Below are 14,359 nucleotides of genomic sequence, written 5' to 3'. Positions count from 1 at the left end.
TCATTCCTCTTTATTTGTTATGAATAACCAATAAAATTACTGAATTGAGCAACTTTTTTTGCATTATTACTGAAAGAAAATAATTGGTTTTTTAAAATAACTGTAATCGTTTTGCGTTAAAACCCAATTATTCCTTTTTTTAGTGAAATAATCAAATTAATTAGAAAATTTTGAATTGATTCTTAAAATAATTGAAGTTTTATGTAAAGCTAAAAACCTTTAATTGCTAATTACACCAAATTGAAAGTGCAATGAATTGAACTGTCTATTTGGTGTAATTAGTTTTTTAGATATAAAATTTTAAAATAGTTGACTTATTTGACGGTAAAGTTATTTGGAATTATGGCTCCTTTTCGAATCACGACAATGCCTTCTTTTACGCAATATAATTCATTGACAGAATCCTTCAAGTGTTTTCCTCCTTTTACATATACGTCATTACCGATTCTGCAGTTTTTATCGACAATTGCATTATGAATAAAGCATCTTTCACCGATACCAATTAATGGAATATTGTTTTCAATGTCTTCCTTGATATTTTCAATGCTTTGATATAAATCATTACCCATTACATAGCTGTGCTGAATTACAGTCCCCTCTCCTATTCGAGAACGATTTCCTATAATTGATTTGGTGATTTCTTTGGCATGAATAATACAGCCCTCTGAAATTAAAGATCTTTCAACTAGTGTGTTATGAAACTTAGATGGTGACAGCAATCGTGGTCGAGTATAGATTCTATTGTCATTATCGAACAGATTAAATTGAGGAATATCATCTGTTAATCCAATGTTTGCCTCAAAAAATGAATCGATATTTCCAATATCAGTCCAATAACCTTCATATTGATAACTTAGCAGTTTTTTATTTCCAACAGCTTGCGGAATGATTTCTTTTCCAAAATCTTTGGTTTCTGTGTCAGACATCAATTCAATTAATAGTTTTCTATTAAAAATATAGATTCCCATCGAAGCCAAATAATGCTTTCCTTGGCTTTTCATCTCATCGCTTACCTCTGATTTCCAGTTAGGCAATAATTCTTTTGCGGGTTTTTCGATGAAAGATTCAATACAGCTTTCAGAATTGGTTTTTAATATTCCAAACTCAGGAGCGTCTTTGTCATTTACAGGTAATGTTGCGATAGAAATATCGGCTTCGGTCTCAATATGAGCTTCAAGCATTTCATTAAAATCCATCTGATATAATTGGTCTCCAGATAGAATTAGAGCATAATCAAAATCATGATTTAAAAAATGTGGCATACATTGCCTTACTGCATCTGCAGTTCCCTGAAACCAAGTTGGATTATCTGGCGTCTGTTCAGCGGCCAAAATATCAACAAAGGAATGACTGAAAATGCTAAAATTATACGTGTTTTTAATATGTGCATTTAAAGAAGCGGAATTGAATTGTGTCAATACAAACATCTTATAAATATCTGAATTGATGCAATTCGAAATAGGAATGTCTACTAATCGATATTTTCCGCCTATCGGCACAGCGGGTTTTGATCTTTTGGCAGTTAGAGGAAATAATCTTGAACCCTGACCTCCTCCTAAAATAATAGCGATAACATTTTTCTTTTTAATTTTCATGTCTTTTTGCAATAATTAGATTATATAATTCTAAATATTCTTGGCTTACGTGTTCCCAAGAATGGTCTGTGTTCATTCCTTTAATTCTAATTTGGCCGATGGCTTCTTTATCTGAATATAAACCGACAGCTCTATGTATAGCATCACAAATGTCTTCTACAGATGCCTGATCATGGCAAATGCCATTTCCATTATCTTCAAAATCAGTAATAGTATCTTTCAGTCCTCCAGTTCTTCTTACTATTGGAACTGTTCCATAACGCATTGCATACATTTGGTTTAATCCGCAAGGTTCAATGCGGGACGGGATTAAAATAAAATCAGAACCAGCATATGTTTTATGCGCTAATTTTTCATCATAACCAATGTGAACATGATAGTTTACTTTGTAGACCTCAAGTAATTGTTTAAGCTGATTTTCTATTTCGACGTCACCATATCCTAAAATTAAAAAATTAATCTCGTCTTTATATGCTGTCATAATCAATGATATAACCTTGGGTAACAAATCGGCTCCTTTTTCATTATACAATCTTCCAATAAAACTAAAAAGCGGTTTTGCCGGGTTCATATTAAAAAGCGAACACAACTGTTCTCTATTTTTTTGTTTTCCTTCATTAATGCTAGTAACCGAATAATTCGTTTCTAGCATCGGATCGCTATTTGGATCCCAGACATCTAAATCAATTCCGTTAAGAATCCCTCTTGATTTGTGCCTCACCTGCTGAAATAAAGTTTCAAGACCATTATCAGAATAATTAATTTCATTAAGATAACTTGTTGACACTGTTGTGATTTCATCAGAACATTTTATTGCTGCCGCTAATGAGTTAATACAATTACTCCACTCTAATTCTTTTATGTTGATTAAATCAAATTCAGGCAAATAATACAACTTGTTAAATGTAAATATCCCTTGATATATGCCATTGTGAATGGTTATAATTGTGGGTATATTTTTTAATTTTTCATATTTCGGGCAATACTTTTTCATAAACGGAATTAACCCTGTATGATGATCATGACAATGAATAATATCAGGTATTATGCTTAATCCGGCTATCCAGTCTAAAACTGCAATCTGAAAGGACAAAAAACGTTCAGTATCATCTCTATAGTTATAAATATTTGGCCTGTCAAAAAGCTCTGGTATTTCAATTAAATAAAGCTCAAATCCTAGTTTATCTGATGTTTCTTTGAGTACACTATAGGGAAAATTGAAATGGCCTAATTTTAATTTTCCCCAATGAATACATTCAAAATCATTCTCTAATCTAAATGCTGCCTGGTAACATGGAATAGTTACGCTAACATTATTCTCTGTATTATTTTGATATTTTGGCAATGAACCAATTACATCTGCCAGTCCCCCCACTTTTGCTACTGGGTAACATTCTGCACCCACGTGAAGTATTTCCATTCATTAATTATTTAAATTTTCTTAAAGCGTTAATTTTTTTCAGATGTCTCAATGAAGATACAAAATTTAAAAAATTGTAAATTTTATTGTAAAAAACTAAATTATATTAACATTAAATTTATAGTACTTTTGTGTTTTTTAAATTTAGTTAAAAAAAATTAATATATAAAGGCTTCTAAAAATTTTATCAATATGACAAAAAATGCATCAAAACATACTAAACCTTTAAAAATTCCAAAAATTATAATACTATCCAGTAAGGTTATTTCGTTTCTGTCAACAAAATGGGCTACTATCTATGCCTCCAAATTGTTTATTACCCCAATAAAACATAAGATTCCAAAACGAGAAATTGAAATGGATGAAAAAAGCATGCAGCAAATAATTACAATTCCGACAATAGACAGAAAAGTTAATGTTTATGAATATGGTAAAAGGGGTACAGACAAAAAAGTGCTTTTAGTTCATGGCTGGTCAGGCAGGGGAACACAATTGTATAAAATTGCAGATGAATTAATTAAATTAGGATACACAACCGTAAGTTTTGATGCGCCAGCGCATGGCAAATCTCCAGGGAATTCGACTATTATGATTGATTTTATTGCTTCTATTATTGAAATTGACAAACAGTTCGGACCATTTGAAATTGCTATTGGCCATTCTTTAGGAGGAATGTCTGTAATGAATGCAATAAAAGACGGATTAAAAGTGGATAAGGCTGTTATTATCGGAAGTGGGGATATTGTACAGGATATTACCGATGATTTTGTTGCTAAATTAGAATTAAAACCAATCATAAGTAGACTATTATGTGAGCGTTTTGAAGATAAATATGGAGGAAAAATGAATGATTACAGTGTTTACAAAGCAGCAGAAACAACCTTAATCCCAACTTTGGTTATTCACGACAAAAATGATCCTGAAGTGCCAGTTAAAGCAGGAATCAATATTCATAAGCATCTCAAAAACGGTGAATTAATGCTGACTGAGAAATTAGGCCACAGAAAAATACTGGCAGATCACCAAGTGATTGAAAAAATAATTAATTTTATTGAAAAATAATAATCATGAATTATCCTTTTGAAAAATCAGAGAAAGAATGGGAAGAAGAATTAGGTACTGAGCGTTATCGGATTCTTCGTCAAAAAGGAACTGAATATCCGCATACTGGAAAATATAATCTGCATTTTGAAAATGGCCTTTATTGTTGTGGCGGTTGTGGCACTCCCCTGTTTGAAAGCAACTCTAAGTTTGATGCACATTGCGGATGGCCATCATTTGATGAATCAATACCCGGAAAAGTAGAATACATACCGGACGCAACACATGGAATGACACGAACTGAAATAGTTTGTGCCAATTGCGGTGGACATTTAGGCCATGTTTTTGAAGACGGTCCAACAAAAACGGGACAACGGTATTGTGTAAATTCTTTATCGGTTGATTTTAAAGAAAAATAAGTATGTTATTCTAAAGACTTAATCAAACAAAAAATGCTTTACATTTCCTGTAAAGCATTTTTTGTTTGTATCAAAATGAATTAAAAAGCTACATTCCATCTTGGCAGTTTTCCAGTTTCGTCTAAAAAAGATTGTAAAATTTGCCCTTCAACACTAGTTGGAATTGATTTTATATCACCATTAAAAGTTTCAAACCATAAAACTTCTAATGTATCAATGTTTTCTTTTTTCATTTGTGAAGGCCAAGAATATTTTCTTCCTGTTTTTGCAAATTGCTGGCCATTTACAATTTTGTCATAAAGACCGCCATTTTTGCTTTTCAAAGTCCCGTCATTTTGAACTGTTCCTGTAGAACCAACCATTATTAATTCTTTGGAATCATTTGCAACAGCATAAACAACAAAAACACCGCTTCCTGCATCTGAAGCGTTACAAACAGCTTCTAGATTATCTTCCTGTGCAAACGTAAAATTTCCTTTTACTGCAAACTTTTCTAATTCTTTGTACATATTTTTAATTTTTAAGCACCTAAGATTCTTAGAATCTTAGGTGCTAAGTTTTTAATTATATTCCACACATTTTAAAAAATGTAAAAAAGTCTCAACAAAATATTGAGACTTTTTTTTGGAATTTTTTATTTTGAATATTGGAGATTATCCCAATACTTCTTTTACTTTCTTACCAATTTCAGCTGGAGAATCAACAACGTGAATTCCGTTTTCTCTCATAATTTGTTTTTTAGCTTCAGCTGTATCGTCAGAACCTCCAACAATTGCACCTGCGTGTCCCATAGTACGTCCTGCTGGAGCTGTAACTCCTGCAATGAAACCTACAACTGGCTTGCGGTTACCATCGGCTTTGATCCATTTAGCAGCATCAGCTTCTAATTGACCTCCAATTTCACCAATCATTACGATACATTCAGTTTCTGGATCGTTCATTAATAATTCTACAGCTTCTTTAGTAGTTGTTCCAATGATTGGATCTCCGCCAATTCCGATAGCAGTTGTGATTCCTAAACCTTGTTTTACAACTTGGTCAGCAGCTTCATAAGTTAAAGTTCCTGATTTTGAAACAATTCCAACTGTTCCTTTTTTGAAAACGAAACCTGGCATAATCCCAACTTTAGCTTCACCTGGAGTTATAACACCTGGGCAGTTTGGTCCAATTAACCTAGCGTTTCTTTCTTTAACATAGCTGTTAGCTTTAATCATATCAGCAACTGGAATTCCTTCTGTAATTGCAATGATTACTTTTATTCCTGCATCTGCAGCTTCCATAATAGCATCTGCAGCAAAAGCAGGCGGTACAAAAATAATTGTAGTATCAGCTCCAGCCTGCAAAACTGCATCTTTTACTGTGTTGAAAACAGGAAGGTCCAAATGTGTAGTCCCTCCTTTTCCAGGAGTAACACCACCAACAACATTTGTACCGTATTCAATCATTTGAGTAGCGTGGAATGTTCCTTCGCTTCCAGTAAATCCCTGAACAATTATTTTTGAATCTTTATTAACTAAAACACTCATGATATATTTTTTATATAGTTTTTAAAATTGTTTCGCAAAAGTAAGTCTTTTGCAATTATTTTATACTTTTTTATAATAAAAATAATTACGAAACTTGACTCATTTGATATCCTCTGTATAATTTATTATCTTTTATTTCCCATATGATCATAATATGAGCCAAAAACATTTCTTCTCTTGGATTTTCTATCGTTTTTACATAATGTGAAAAACGGACAGAAACCATATTCCCTTCTTCTATAATATGACTGATTCTTGCTTTGCTTCGTACATAAGCTCTGCTGATTTCATTAGTCAAATTTATTAGTGCTTCGTAATCCATTTGAATAAACCCTTTGCTGCTATTCCAATCCAAAATGCACTCTGGATGCAGATACTCTTTCATTATTGCAGTGTTAATGAAGGCATCTGATTTATAAAAACTTTTTACAATTTCTTTAGCAGACATAATTATTTCAATTTATTTAAAATTTCAGGAATCTTCTTAATATTTGCCAGTTGCTTTAATTTTTCTCTTGATTCTTGAATTGGTGTACCGAAATAGCTTTTTCCGCCTTCTATTGATTTTGTTACACCTGTTTGCCCCATAATAACTGCATTGGCACCTATAGTAATACCGCTTGTAGTACCAACTTGCCCCCAAATTGTGACTTCATCCTCAATAATAACGCAACCAGCAATGCCAGTTTGGGAAGCAATTAAGCATTTTTTACCAATAATCGTATCGTGGCCAACATGCACTTGATTATCAATTTTTGTGCCTTCGCCAATAGTTGTATCTCCTGTAACTCCTTTGTCAATGGTGCAAAGGGCTCCAATTCCAACATTGTCTTTTATTACAACTCTGCCTCCTGACAGTAATTGATCATAACCTTCGGGTCTTTTTTTGTAATAAAAAGCATCAGCACCAAGAACTGAACCTGAATGTATAATCACATTATTGCCTATAATAGTGTGGTCATAAATGGTGACATTAGCATGTATCAGACAATTTTCTCCAATAACTACATTGTTTCCAATAAAAGCATTTGGCTGAATAACCGTTCCTTTTCCAATTTTAGAAGAAGGAGAAACTGTAATAGCTGCTTGCTCAAAAGGTTTAAAATGCTTTGTTAAAACATTGAAATCTCTAAAAGGATCGGCAGAAATCAACAATGCTTTACCATCAGGGCATTCCACTTTTTTGTTTATTAAAACAATAGTAGCTGCAGAATTTAATGCTTTGTCGTAATATTTTGGATGATCTACAAAAACGATATCTCCAGATTCTACAACATGAATTTCATTCATGCCATGAACAGGGAACAAAGCATCACCTACAAATTCACATTCAAGCAAATTTGCAATATGTTGTAGAGAATAAACTTTTGGAAATTTCATAATTTAATATTCTTTATATAAAAAATCCGTATTTAGTTTAAACAACTGAATACGGATTTTGGAAAAACTATGCTTTAACACGTTCCATATAAGAACCTGATGCAGTATCAATTTTAATTTTATCTCCCTCATTAATAAATAAAGGGACGTTTACAGTAGCTCCAGTTTCAACGGTTGCTGATTTAGTTGCATTTGTAGCAGTGTTACCTTTTATGCCTGGTTCGGCATAAGTAACTTCAAGGATTACAGATGCTGGCATATCTACAGAAAGAGGCAAGTCAGTCTCGGTGTTGATACTTACCATTACATTTTCACCTTCTTTTAATAAATCTGGTGAATCAAGTATGTTTTTATTTAAAGAAATTTGTTCGAAAGTCTCTACATTCATAAAGTGGAATAAATCACCTTCAGGGTATAAAAACTGAAATTTATGATTTTCAACTCTTACTTCATCAATTTTATGTCCTGCAGAAAATGTATTATCCAATACTTTACCATTGCTCAGACTTCTTAATTTTGTTCTGACAAATGCAGGTCCTTTACCTGGTTTCACATGAAGAAATTCAATGATTTTGTAAATATCATTGTTATATTTGATGCACAATCCGTTTTTAATATCTGATGTAGATGCCATTTTGTATTAATTTAGTAATTCGTTTTTTTTAATTTGAAGAAAAAAGCAATGTCTATTTTGCTTTTTATTGTTTAATAATTTCCTGTATAGCCTTTCATGACACCGCGAGAAGAATTACGAATAAAGTCTAATATCTCATCACGCTCTGTTGTTGCCTCCATTTCAGCTTCAATAATACCAATGGCTTGAGTCGTATTATAATTTTTTTGATAAAGAATTCGGTAAATATCCTGGATTTCTCTTATTTTTTCTGTAGAAAACCCTCTTCTTCTCAGACCGATAGAATTGATGCCTACGTAAGATAAAGGTTCCTTTGCCGCTTTAGTATATGGAGGAACATCTTTTCTCAACAAAGAACCACCAGAAATCATAGCATGATCTCCAACGCTTATAAATTGATGTACCGCAGATAAGCCGCCAATAACCGCATAATTGCCAATAGTCACGTGACCTCCTAGTAAAACACCATTTACAATGATCGCGTTATCTCCTACATGACAATCGTGAGCGATATGGGCTGCGGCCATAATTAAGCAGTTATTTCCGATAGTGGTTTGCCCAGAAGCTATAGTTCCTCTATTAATTGTAACACATTCTCTAATTGTGCAGTTGTCTCCAATAATGGCTAGAGAATCTTCTCCGCCAAATTTTAAATCTTGAGGTACGGCTGCTATTACTGCTCCTGGAAAAATGTTACAATTTTTTCCAATTCGAGCACCTTCCATTATAGTAACATTAGAACCTATCCAAGTTCCATCTCCGATAATAACATTATTATGTATTGTTGTAAAAGGTTCAATTACAACATTTTTGGCGATTTTTGCACCTGGATGAACGTATGCTAACGGTTGATTCATATATTTTGTTTAATCGTTTAACTGTTAATTGATTAATCGTTTATCCGATAATCAAATCAACAAAAAATTATTGTTTTCTGGCAATTTGCGCCATTAATTCAGCTTGAGCAACTAATCGCCCGTTTGCATATGCATTTGCCTGCATGTGACAAATCCCCCTGCGTATTGGGGTTATTAAATCACATTTAAAAATAAGTGTATCTCCAGGCAATACTTTTTGCTTGAATTTTACATTATCAATCTTCATGAAAAAAGTCAAATAATTTTCAGGGTCTGGAACTGTGCTTAACACTAAAATACCGCCAGTTTGAGCCATTGCTTCTACAATCAGAACTCCAGGCATTACTGGGGCATTAGGAAAGTGTCCAACGAAGAAATTTTCATTCATGGTMACATTTTTCATTCCTACTACATGACTGTCAGACATTTCAATAATTCTGTCAATTAACAAAAATGGAGGTCTGTGTGGTAGCATTGCCATAATTTTATGGATATCCATTAATGGTTCCTGGTTCAAATCATAAGTCGGAACATAATTTCTTTGTTCGTTTTTGATGATTTTTGACATTTTTTTTGCAAACTGAGTATTTACAAAATGTCCTGGTTTATTGGCAATAATTTTTCCTTGAATTTTAGTTCCAATTAAAGCCAAATCACCAATTACATCTAATAATTTATGTCTTGCGGCTTCATTTGGATAATGCAAAGTAAGATTATCCAAGATGCCATTCGGCTTTACAGTAATTTCGTCTTTGCCAAAAGCTTTTTTCAAGCTTTCCATTGTAGACTCAGAAATATCTTTGTCTACATATACAATAGCATTGTTTAAATCACCGCCTTTAATCAATCCATTTTCTAACAATGCTTCTAATTCATGTAAAAAACTAAATGTCCTTGCATTAGAAATTTCATTTTTGAAATCATTGATGGTTTTTAAATTGGCATTTTGAGTTCCTAATATTTTTGTGCCAAAATCAACCATAGTTGTCACACTATAGTGATCACTCGGCATTACCATAATTTCACTTCCAGAAGCTTCATCTGTAAATGAAATTACTTCTTTTACGACATATATATTACGGTTTAATTCTTGTTCTTGAATACCTGCTTCTTCAATTGCTTCCATGAAAAATTTTGAAGAGCCGTCCATAATTGGAAGTTCAGAAGCATCTAGTTCGATAATAATGTTATCCAAATCAGATCCCATCAAGGCAGCCAAAACATGTTCGGGTGTTTGAATTTTGACACCCAATTTTTCTAAATTAGTACCGCGTTGTGTATTAACTACATAATTAGCATCAGCTTCAATAACAGGATGGCCTTCAAGATCTACACGAACAAATGTAAATCCATTGTTTACCGGAGCAGGCTTGAAAGTCATTTTTACTTCTTTTCCAGTATGCAACCCAACTCCTGTTAACGAAATTTCTGTTTTGATGGTCTTCTGTTTAACCATTGTTTCCATTTTTTTGGTTTAATATTTGTTTTTTTAACTCTTCTATTTCTCTCGCCAGTTTTGGTAAATTCTTAAAATGAACATACGATTTACTAAAATCAGAATATCCAAAAGTTGGACTTCCCTGGAGAATTTCGTTGTCTTTTATACTGCGTCCAACCCCAGATTGGGCTTGAATACGGACATTATTTCCTATCGTTAAGTGACCAACAATACCTACTTGCCCTCCAATCATGCAGTTATATCCTACTTTTGTTGAGCCCGCTATTCCTGATTGAGCTGCAATAAMTGTATTATTGCCAATTTCAACATTATGAGCAATCTGAACTTGATTGTCAAGCTTTACTCCTGCTTTTATTATGGTAGATCCTAATGTTGCTCTGTCAATCGTAGAATTGGCACCAATATCGACATTATCTCCAATAATTACATTTCCAATTTGTGGAATTTTATCATATGTTCCGTCTTCATTTGGAGCATAACCAAAACCATCAGCACCAATAATAGCTCCTGAGTGAATGGTACAATTATTACCAATTACTGTTTCGGAATAAATTTTAGCACCAGCAAAAATAATCACATTATGACCTATATTTACATTGTCTCCAATAAAACTTCCAGGATATATTTTTACATTGTCTCCCAGCGTTACATTGTCACCYATATAACTAAAGCTGCCTAAATACAGATTTTTACCATAAACGGCATTTTCCGAAATAAATGAAGGGGTTTCAATACCGCTTTTGTTTAATTTAACCTGATTATAAAATTCAAGTAATTTAGAAAATGCTTTATAGGCATCACTTACTTTTATAAGGGTTGTATCTATAGGTGTTTCAGGAACAAAAGTGTTGTTAACAATTGTAATTGAGGCTTTTGTTGTATATATGAAGTTAGTATATTTTGGATTGGATAAAAAAGTGAGCGAGCCTTCAGTCCCCTCTTCAATTTTAGATAAGCGGGATACTTCAACATTGGGATTACCAACAATCTCTCCTTCTAATATTCCTGCTATTTGTTCAGCTGTAAATTTCATCTTATTGTATTGTATTTTTAAAAAGTATAAGATGGAACAGACTAAAAGCTAGTTCTCACACTATATAATAAAAATAGATTGGCTTGATTCATGGCGACAAAAATATAAAAAATAGGTTTTAAATGTTAATTTAAAAGCAGTTGTTTTGGAAAACAAATATAATACTTGGTTACCAGCCTTGATAACGACTTCAAATTCAGCTGATCAGAAGCCTCTACAACATCTTCAATAGTAGCATCTTTATTTAATATTCGTATAGGTTCAGCTATTTTGCTATATGCCTGGCTTTTTATTTTTCCTTTGAAAATGAAATAATTGGTTTCAACCAAAGAAATTTTATTTTGAACAGAAAAACGTTCTTTTTGTATTTGCAGTTCTTCTAGAGAAACCTTGTCATTGGTTAGTTTTATTTTTAATAAGTCTCTGTTAATAATCATTTTACTTAATGAGGAAAGAATGAAATCATCATTATCTTCCCAAGCTTTTAAAGCACTGATAATATCAAAATCATCTAGTTTAGTAAATAGTTTTACTGTTTTTTGGTCGAAAGTTTCTAAGGTTACCTTATTTTGCATAAAAAACAATAACGATTTACTGCAAGGCAGAACAATCCCTCTTTCGGTCAGTTCTTTGGCGCGTTTTAGCGCTTTGGTCAAAATTAGTTCGGCTGCCAGACTTGTTTTGTGTAAATATACTTGCCAATACATTAATCGTCTTGACATCAAAAACTTTTCGACCGAATAAATTCCTTTTTCTTCTATTACCAATACGTCGTCAACAACATTCATCATCTGAATCAATCTTTCAGAATTGATATTCCCTTCGGAAACTCCAGAATAAAAACTGTCTCTTTTCAAGTAGTCCATACGATCCATATCAAGCTGGCTAGAAATCAATTGCAGCATGAATTTTCGATCGTATTCTCCTTTAAAAACCTGAATAGCCAGACTCAATTGACCATTAAATTCTATATTGAGCTGATTCATTAATAATAATGAAATTTCTTCATGATGTACATCTTCAACAATACTGCTTTCCATGGCATGAGAAAAAGGGCCATGTCCTATATCGTGCAGTAATATAGCAATGTATAAGGCATTTTCTTCCGCTGGGCTGATTTTTACTTCTTTAAACCGCAATACATCAACTGCCTTTTGCATTAGGTGCATGCATCCTAAAGCATGATGGAAGCGGGTATGATTAGCTCCTGGATATACTAAATAGGATAATCCCATTTGCGAAATACGTCTTAAACGCTGAAAATATGGATGTTGTACTAAGTCGTAGATTAAAGGATTTGGTACGGTAATAAACCCATAAATGGGATCATTGAATATTTTTAATTTATTTATTTGGGACACTATTAAGTATTTTTAAGGAAAACAAATATAGTTAAAATAGTATATAGTACTGGAATCGAATTTGTAATCTAATTACAAAATTTTTTGGACTTGCCTGTATAAAAAATACAAATTTCAGACTAAAAAAAATCCAAAATATATGCGTTTGATAATTTTTAGAAATTACTTGTTTATGCAGAATGATGCGTTAGCCTATTTGCTCGGGTTTGTAATGAGTAATCGTTTCTATTATCATTATATAATTTATTTGGGCGTGCAATCTTAAATCAAGAATTTTTTTATAATGACTAATTTTTAAAGTCTTGATTAGCTAAATCATTCTTCTATTTGTATTCAAAAGCGGTTTTTCAATATGGCCAATTATATTTCGAAATGTGTTATAATGAACTGCGCTCAATATACTTAAATTCATTTTTAATTATCTCTTTTTTGTTTGATAATATCAGACCGGCAGCAAGTGTTCCCATAGCTCTAAAATCAGTACTAATAACTGCTATGTCAAGTAATGATTTAAGTGGAGTTTCATTGTATGAAATTACACCTATATCTTTTCCTAATACTAGATTTTTGGATTTGATTTTCTGGACTAAATAGACCAAATCTGATTCCTCGATTACTATGTAAGCGTCTTTGCTTTCGGATTTTAGACAATCATTAATATCGTTTATTACCTCAAAATTAAAATTATAAGAAATACAGAATGCTTTAAAGCCAGTTATAATGAGCTGTGGGTATGGAAATACAGCATTATTTGGGTATATTAAAATGATTTTTTCATACTTTTTGAGTTTGTCCGACGCCTGTTCTAATGCATGGAAAATATCATTTTTAAAGTCTTGGCATACTGCACCATAATTTCCGGTGATTCCTTCTTTTACGGTATCCAGTAAAATAAGTTTGTCTTTGGGCATATTTTGAAGAGCCTCGAAAGCTTTATCTGTATAACTGACATGAGTATTGCTTTCGTTTTTAAAATGAGGCATAATTACGTAATAATCAAACATGCCTAAGTTTTTTTTCAAAGCGTCAATAAAAAGATTTTCATCACAATAATAAAAAGATACAGAAATATTCCCTTTGGCACCTATTGTATCCACAAAAGCATCACAAATTTCCATCTTATAAGAACTTGGCTTATTAATCAGGAAAAAAATATTAAACTTGTCTGAAGAATTGTTTTTATTGATAAAATTGCCAACTCCCTTAACAGAAATGATTAGATTTTTGGTACGCAAATATTTATAGGCCTTTTGAATTGTATCGCGTGATAGGGAACTTACCTGACTTAATTCATTAATCGAAGGTATTTGTTGTCCTGCTTCTAGTGTTCCTAAATTTATATCATTCATGATGCATTCGGCTACCTGCATATATTTTGGAGTGCTAGAATGTCTGCTTACAATTAATTTTAATTTTTGTTGTTGCATGGTACTTATGAAATTAACAGCACTATAATATTTTGAACAAGAGAAAATTCAAGTATTCTTTTATGCTTTAAACTGTTTTGAGTATAATTCATGGACTTTGATTTTACATTCATTTTAAAATATACTTATTATTTATAAATAATTGATTCAAAAATAATAAAAATCCAGACTCAGAATATTTTCCTGATCTAACTATGTCGTTAAACA

General features: G+C 32.3%; 14 protein-coding genes. 2 read left to right on the top strand and 12 right to left on the bottom strand.

Annotated features, from left to right (window positions below; translation table 11 throughout):
• Positions 1 to 314: 314 nt before the first annotated feature.
• Together AC1DVP_RS10190 and AC1DVP_RS10185 are read right to left on the bottom strand one after the other, a co-directional pair.
• A complete protein-coding gene (locus tag AC1DVP_RS10190) occupies positions 315 to 1,595 on the bottom strand; it encodes a glucose-1-phosphate adenylyltransferase (RefSeq protein WP_477183358.1) in 1,281 nt (426 codons plus the stop codon).
• A complete protein-coding gene (locus tag AC1DVP_RS10185; RefSeq protein ID WP_477183357.1) occupies positions 1,585 to 3,015 on the bottom strand; it encodes a glycogen synthase in 1,431 nt (476 codons plus the stop codon). The genes AC1DVP_RS10190 and AC1DVP_RS10185 overlap by 11 nt, the downstream gene beginning before the upstream one ends.
• A 192-nt stretch (positions 3,016 to 3,207) precedes the next feature.
• Between AC1DVP_RS10185 and AC1DVP_RS10180 the strand changes: the two genes are divergently transcribed.
• Positions 3,208 to 4,077: an alpha/beta hydrolase gene (locus tag AC1DVP_RS10180; protein WP_477183356.1), complete on the top strand. Its 870-nt coding sequence runs from the start codon at positions 3,208 to 3,210 to the stop codon at positions 4,075 to 4,077.
• A gap of 5 nt (positions 4,078 to 4,082) precedes the next feature.
• Positions 4,083 to 4,475, top strand: coding sequence for a peptide-methionine (R)-S-oxide reductase MsrB (gene msrB, locus AC1DVP_RS10175; protein WP_477183355.1), 393 nt, complete (start codon positions 4,083 to 4,085; stop codon positions 4,473 to 4,475).
• 80 nt (positions 4,476 to 4,555) lie between these two features.
• Here the strand turns inward: msrB and AC1DVP_RS10170 are convergent, their stop codons facing one another.
• From AC1DVP_RS10170 to AC1DVP_RS10125, 10 genes are all read right to left on the bottom strand, one after another.
• Positions 4,556 to 4,984: a hypothetical protein gene (locus tag AC1DVP_RS10170; RefSeq protein ID WP_477183354.1), complete on the bottom strand. Its 429-nt coding sequence runs from the start codon at positions 4,982 to 4,984 to the stop codon at positions 4,556 to 4,558.
• Between the two features lie 144 nt (positions 4,985 to 5,128).
• The gene (sucD, locus tag AC1DVP_RS10165; RefSeq protein WP_315203218.1) at positions 5,129 to 6,001 is read right to left on the bottom strand and encodes a succinate--CoA ligase subunit alpha; all 873 of its coding nucleotides are present in this window, start codon (positions 5,999 to 6,001) and stop codon (positions 5,129 to 5,131) included.
• A gap of 85 nt (positions 6,002 to 6,086) precedes the next feature.
• Positions 6,087 to 6,449, bottom strand: a complete 363-nt coding sequence (locus AC1DVP_RS10160; protein ID WP_477183353.1) for a nuclear transport factor 2 family protein — start codon at positions 6,447 to 6,449, stop codon at positions 6,087 to 6,089.
• 2 nt (positions 6,450 to 6,451) lie between these two features.
• Positions 6,452 to 7,381, bottom strand: a complete 930-nt coding sequence (locus AC1DVP_RS10155; RefSeq protein WP_477183352.1) for a UDP-3-O-(3-hydroxymyristoyl)glucosamine N-acyltransferase — start codon at positions 7,379 to 7,381, stop codon at positions 6,452 to 6,454.
• A gap of 67 nt (positions 7,382 to 7,448) precedes the next feature.
• Entirely contained in the window at positions 7,449 to 8,015 is a 567-nt protein-coding gene (efp, locus tag AC1DVP_RS10150; RefSeq protein ID WP_077376550.1) for an elongation factor P, read from the bottom strand.
• A 71-nt stretch (positions 8,016 to 8,086) separates the two neighbouring features.
• Positions 8,087 to 8,872 (bottom strand): acyl-ACP--UDP-N-acetylglucosamine O-acyltransferase, encoded by a 786-nt coding sequence (lpxA, locus tag AC1DVP_RS10145; protein ID WP_100430762.1) that lies wholly within the window; start codon positions 8,870 to 8,872, stop codon positions 8,087 to 8,089.
• A gap of 67 nt (positions 8,873 to 8,939) precedes the next feature.
• Positions 8,940 to 10,328, bottom strand: coding sequence for a bifunctional UDP-3-O-[3-hydroxymyristoyl] N-acetylglucosamine deacetylase/3-hydroxyacyl-ACP dehydratase (locus AC1DVP_RS10140; protein ID WP_477183351.1), 1,389 nt, complete (start codon positions 10,326 to 10,328; stop codon positions 8,940 to 8,942).
• Positions 10,321 to 11,364 (bottom strand): UDP-3-O-(3-hydroxymyristoyl)glucosamine N-acyltransferase, encoded by a 1,044-nt coding sequence (lpxD, locus tag AC1DVP_RS10135; RefSeq protein WP_477183350.1) that lies wholly within the window; start codon positions 11,362 to 11,364, stop codon positions 10,321 to 10,323. Before lpxD ends, AC1DVP_RS10140 begins: the two co-directional genes overlap by 8 nt.
• Before the next feature lie 125 nt (positions 11,365 to 11,489).
• A complete protein-coding gene (locus AC1DVP_RS10130; protein ID WP_477183349.1) occupies positions 11,490 to 12,725 on the bottom strand; it encodes an HD domain-containing protein in 1,236 nt (411 codons plus the stop codon).
• Between the two features lie 377 nt (positions 12,726 to 13,102).
• On the bottom strand, positions 13,103 to 14,152 hold the full coding sequence (locus AC1DVP_RS10125) for a GntR family transcriptional regulator (RefSeq protein ID WP_477183348.1): 1,050 nt from the start codon (positions 14,150 to 14,152) through the stop codon (positions 13,103 to 13,105).
• Between the last annotated feature and the right edge of the window lie 207 nt (positions 14,153 to 14,359).

It is taken from the genome of Flavobacterium sp. P3_A6, from assembly GCF_056403035.1.
The sequence above is the reverse complement of the archived record's forward strand: the minus strand, read 5'-3'. Positions and strand labels throughout refer to the sequence as shown.

Bases quoted from the DNA above. Each gene is read 5' to 3' on its own strand.
- AC1DVP_RS10190 (WP_477183358.1), bottom strand. From the start codon at position 1,595: ATGAAAATTAAAAAGAAAAATGTTATCGCTATTATTTTAGGAGGAGGT.
- AC1DVP_RS10185 (WP_477183357.1), bottom strand. From the start codon at position 3,015: ATGGAAATACTTCACGTGGGTGCAGAATGTTACCCAGTAGCAAAAGTG.
- AC1DVP_RS10180 (WP_477183356.1), top strand. From the start codon at position 3,208: ATGACAAAAAATGCATCAAAACATACTAAACCTTTAAAAATTCCAAAA.
- msrB (WP_477183355.1), top strand. From the start codon at position 4,083: ATGAATTATCCTTTTGAAAAATCAGAGAAAGAATGGGAAGAAGAATTA.
- AC1DVP_RS10170 (WP_477183354.1), bottom strand. From the start codon at position 4,984: ATGTACAAAGAATTAGAAAAGTTTGCAGTAAAAGGAAATTTTACGTTT.
- sucD (WP_315203218.1), bottom strand. From the start codon at position 6,001: ATGAGTGTTTTAGTTAATAAAGATTCAAAAATAATTGTTCAGGGATTT.
- AC1DVP_RS10160 (WP_477183353.1), bottom strand. From the start codon at position 6,449: ATGTCTGCTAAAGAAATTGTAAAAAGTTTTTATAAATCAGATGCCTTC.
- AC1DVP_RS10155 (WP_477183352.1), bottom strand. From the start codon at position 7,381: ATGAAATTTCCAAAAGTTTATTCTCTACAACATATTGCAAATTTGCTT.
- efp (WP_077376550.1), bottom strand. From the start codon at position 8,015: ATGGCATCTACATCAGATATTAAAAACGGATTGTGCATCAAATATAAC.
- lpxA (WP_100430762.1), bottom strand. From the start codon at position 8,872: ATGAATCAACCGTTAGCATACGTTCATCCAGGTGCAAAAATCGCCAAA.
- AC1DVP_RS10125 (WP_477183348.1), bottom strand. From the start codon at position 14,152: ATGCAACAACAAAAATTAAAATTAATTGTAAGCAGACATTCTAGCACT.